The 4530-nt window shown below is 47.0% G+C and carries 3 protein-coding genes; 1 reads left to right on the plus strand and 2 read right to left on the minus strand.

The features are described 5' to 3' along the window. Nucleotides 1-345 precede the first annotated feature (345 nt). Nucleotides 346-756 (plus strand): transporter substrate-binding domain-containing protein, encoded by a 411-nt coding sequence (locus tag B5J94_RS13280; protein ID WP_079364195.1) that lies wholly within the window; start codon nt 346-348, stop codon nt 754-756. 134 nt (nt 757-890) lie between these two features. On the opposite strand, the gene B5J94_RS13285 is transcribed toward B5J94_RS13280, so the two are convergent. After that, a complete protein-coding gene (locus B5J94_RS13285) occupies nt 891-2294 on the minus strand; it encodes an MATE family efflux transporter (protein WP_062501194.1) in 1404 nt (467 codons plus the stop codon). Between the two features lie 189 nt (nt 2295-2483). Next, on the minus strand, nt 2484-4322 hold the full coding sequence (locus tag B5J94_RS13290) for an autotransporter domain-containing protein (RefSeq protein WP_062501192.1): 1839 nt from the start codon (nt 4320-4322) through the stop codon (nt 2484-2486). Between the last annotated feature and the right edge of the window lie 208 nt (nt 4323-4530).

Genomic DNA, 4530 nt, shown 5'->3' on the forward strand with positions numbered 1-4530 from the left:
AGCATGGCAACGTCTGTGCGTTGGCGGAGTGGCGTGATATTTTTAACCATTTTTAATATTTTGCTAGTAATCTAAAAAGTATGCCAAACTAGGTTTTCCGTTCGCCCTTGTATCAACCCAACACCAAACCTAGATTATCTGCTAGAATGTTGTTGGGTTATACAAGCAAAGAGAACACGGGTTCGCCCTTAGTGTCTTAACACTGGTGCTCAGATGGTGTCCTTTGCTTGTCATCTTAAACTCTAAATGGTATCTAAGTGCGTTTATTAAAACAGACACTGCATAAACAAGGCAAGAGACAGATGATACACTATATTGGCATAGACATCAGCAAAGCAAAGTTTGATGTTGCATTATTATTCTAATTTTAGTGAAGCAGTCAAAGGCAGTACGGTATTTACCACCGAATATGGGGCGGCAGGTCAAGATGAGTTGGAGGCGATTGTCCAAAGTCATGGCAATGCCAGAATGATGGACTCTAGTACACCTTATCTTGAGATTAGTAATGTCATCCAAGGCAGGGCGGATGCGGCTTATGACAACTCGCGTGTCATGCAGTACTATATTTTCAAAAACTCAACTGACCCCAAAACCAAAACGTATGGCATCATGGATCCAAATGCCCAGACCAGTTATTTCGCCTTTGCGGTCAAAAAAGGCAATGATGAGCTACTAAATCAGCTCAATGAAGGCTTGCGTGAGATGAAAGCCAATGGTAAATACGATGAGTTAAGAGCCAAATGGTTTGGTGAGTGATGGATACAAACCAATTTTAAAAAGGAAATAAAATAGCCATGCGATAACATGGCTATTTTTTTAAGGATTTAATGATGGTGTGTTTATATCAATTTTGGCTGTCTATAAAAAGTGCCAGTTTTACCGATGAAAAATTATCCTTGTACCGCACTTACCATGCGTTTGCTGTACCATTCAAGATAACCACCCAAAAACACCGCCGCCACTGCCAGTGAGATGACCAGTGCCGTCCAAAAACCATAAATTCCCATGCCCATATAAAACGCCAATACCATGCCAGGTAATAGACCACAACCCCAAAATGCGATGATGTGGATTATCATCGGCACGGTGGTTACTTTATAGCCACGCAGAGCATAGCTTGCCACACATTGTACCGCATCGACAAGCTGAAAGGCGGCGGCATAGAGAATGATGGCGGAGGCGATGGCAATGACTGCCGTGTCCTTGGTGTAGAGTGTTGCCAACTGTTCTCGTCCGATGACCAAGAAGGCAGCGGTCAAAAATGAGATGGCGACCGCACCTGATAACGCCACGCCACTGCTATAACGGGCAGACTTGGGTTCACGCCGACCCATCGCCATGCCGACCCGCACGGTACTGGCAACCCCTAGGCTTTGGGGTATCATAAAGATGAGCGATGTGATGTTGATGGCGATTTGTTGGGCAGCGACGTAGTTTTCGGTATTGCCGTCTAATCTGGCGACCAAAAACATGATACAGCTAAATAGGCTCACTTCAATAAAAAATGACAACCCGATGGGTATGCCAAGTTTGGTGATGTCGCCAAAGAGTCTGATGTTGGGCAGGCTAAATTTGTCCATCAAGCCAAATTCATGAAAATATCTGTCTTTGGCGATGTATATGCCAAGGATGATGGCGTTTAGCCAAAAGACGATGGCGGTTGCCAATCCGCAACCTGCACCGCCCAAGGCGGGCATGCCAAATTTGCCATAGACAAAGACGTAGTTTAGGGGGATGTTGGCAAAAAAGCACAGCCAACTGACTATCATGATAACTTTGGGTTTGTTAAGACTGGACGCATAAGCGTGTAAGGTGCGATGTATCATGGCGGCAGGCATGGCAAGCCCAATGAACCACAGATACTCTTTGGTGATGGCAAGGGTGTTAGTGCTTAGATGACCAAAATAATGCTCAAAGGGCAGTATCGCCGCCCAAATCAGCACCATGCCAATCACACCCATGAGTAGTCCATACCACAGCCCTTGCCGCCCCAGCTCGCCAATGTCGCCTGCCTTAGCATCGCCTTTATTGACCGCACCATATTGCTGGGCAATCAAAGGATTTAAGGCGGTCATCACCCCAAGCAAGGTGATATAAATCGTCACAAACAGACTGTTGCCCAGTCCGACCGCAGATAAGTCTTCTTTGCTGACGCTGCCTGCCATGACCGTATCCACAAAGCCTGTCCCAACTTGGGCGATTTGGGATAGGAGCATGGGTAGGGCGAGTGTGGCTAGGGCGATGAACTCTTTTTTATAATCAGCAAAGCTGTGGCGGTTTAGGTCAAGAAACATGGGTCATGCTGGGTAAAAATTTGGGAGTATTTTACCACAGTTGGGCGATGATATTGATTGTTTTATGCTTTTGGGTGCGAACAAGACCCATGCAACCCCATCCGCCAATCCCGCTCAAAGATAAGGATGTTCTTTGAATGGGGTTGGCATGCCATTAAGATGTATCAGGTGTTGGTGTGCGTTTGTTTATCAAAACACAAAGCGAACCCCAAGCGAACCACCTACGTCCGTATCGCTGTCTTGGTGGGTGGCGTGAATCCCTGCATGAACGTTTGCCTTGCCAAGTTGCCCTTGTACGCCCAGATGAGCGGTGGTGGCGTGGGCTTTGTCGGTGCTAACGGTCGTGTTAAAGCCTTTGGTGTATTCACGAATGGAGGTCAAGGTGGCATTCATGGTGCGTTCATCATCGTTAAACTCATGAGCATGAGCGATACCGCCTGTTAGAGTCAAAGCAGGGCTAATAGGATAAGCCACATCAACACCAATCTCACCTTGGAGTGATTTTTGTTCTTGTTCACCAAAACGCATGGCGGTGGATAAAGTCGGCTCACTCTCTACCAAATCACGCACTTTGATTTTTTGGGCATGTACACCGATAAGCGGACGCACGGTGGCTTTACCCATGTCTATGCCATAGCTGGCTTGCAGCCCTGCATGAAAACGTCTGGCGGTGGTGTCGGCAGTGTGCGAACGGCTTGCCCCCTCCCAGTCGATGTGGCGGTGCGTATCCACGCTAAGACGGTCGATACCTGCCACACCTTTTAGGCGGACGTTGCCGATGTCGTGGCGGTGGTATAGCCCCACGCCAATGGTTTTGACATCCGATGATAGGGTGTTATCCAGAGCATAATCTTGGTTTTGGCGAGTCAGATACGCCCCTGTGTGGCTTGATGAACCTGCCACGTCCAAGCCGATTTGAGTGGTAGGGTCGGTACGGTCGCTGGCATGGATGTTTGCCCAAAGGCTATGCTGTGAGCCACCAAGTCTATCAAGCTGACGATAGGTTTGGCGGTCGTGGGCAGAGCCTGTTTTGATAAGCTCGCCTGAGAGTTTGACCATATGAGTGGGTGCGTCCATGATAGAGCGGTAATACTGTGCCAAAATGCGGTGCGTGCGTCCTGATGGGTGGATTAAGTCGGCGAACATGTAGTTTTCGCCTGTCGCTCCTGTCATGAGCGAGTTTTCATCACAAGCCAATGATGACGATGTTGGATTGATGTTTGGCTTATTGTGACACGCCACGCCATTGGCATTTTCAAAGCCAAAAGCTTCTTTGTTTGCAACGGCTTCTTGAAGCAGGGCAAAAGTATTGGCAGGCACGACGTTGGCGGTAGTGCCATTTAGAGCATTAAATACGCCACTGTTATACATCTGAGTTAGAAGTTGCACCTGCCCTTTTTGGGCGGATAATGCAGGGTGATTTTGCACAAGGGGTGTGAGCGACAAATCAGGGATGTTTGGCACCAAGATGATTCTCGCCCCTGCTTGATTTAATGTTTCTATGTCAGTTGCGGTCGCTTGAACGGCATTGGCAACTTGTGAAGGGTTGGCATGCTCGATGGCATAGAACAAGTCATTCGCCCCAATCCATACCGCATACAGTGCATTGGGGTCGGTCTGACCGTTGGTATTTGCTAGGTAATGTTTGATTTGGTCGTTGGTGGTGGGAATGTTTACGCTGACTGTGCCACTTGTATCTGTCCATGTGGCGGTGCGTGCTGACTGAGAGCCACCCACGGTATAGTTGGTGCCAGTGGAGTTATCGGGTGTGTTGGGGCTGGCGGTTTTACCATAACTTTGGGCAAATAGACTCGTCCATACAGGGTCGGGATTGGTGGTAAAAGACGGTTGTAAGGCATTGCCAAATGTACCATCTTGCTCGCTGACCAAGTCTTTTAGTCGACCTGTGTCTGATAAGCTGTCGCCAAAAAAGATGACCTGACTATAATCCTTGGCATGAGTGGTTTGCAGGCACATCCCAACCATTAGGGCAAGTGCTGAGTATTTGGTAAAATCGGATTTTTTCATTATTACTCCCTGAGTTGCTTTCAAAACAAAAACACTTGTAAAGTGTAACAAGATATAACAACAATTACAAGTGTTTTTAAAAAAATTTGCTGTCAAGGTAGAAAATGTCTAAATAATAGACTTCTTTCCAAACCCTGATTTTTGTAGATTTTTAAAAACTTCAACCCCAATACTTACAAGGGTTTATTTTTAGTTTGGAAAGAGATTT

Origin of the sequence: Moraxella lacunata, assembly GCF_002027545.1 — a bacterium.
Taxonomy (GTDB): domain Bacteria; phylum Pseudomonadota; class Gammaproteobacteria; order Pseudomonadales; family Moraxellaceae; genus Moraxella; species Moraxella lacunata.

What these genes read in the sequence shown, in the direction of transcription:
- B5J94_RS13280 (WP_079364195.1), top strand. Translation starts at nt 346, where the DNA reads ATGTTGCATTATTATTCTAATTTTAGTGAAGCAGTCAAAGGCAGTACG.
- B5J94_RS13285 (WP_062501194.1), bottom strand. Translation starts at nt 2,294, where the DNA reads ATGTTTCTTGACCTAAACCGCCACAGCTTTGCTGATTATAAAAAAGAG.
- B5J94_RS13290 (WP_062501192.1), bottom strand. Translation starts at nt 4,322, where the DNA reads ATGAAAAAATCCGATTTTACCAAATACTCAGCACTTGCCCTAATGGTT.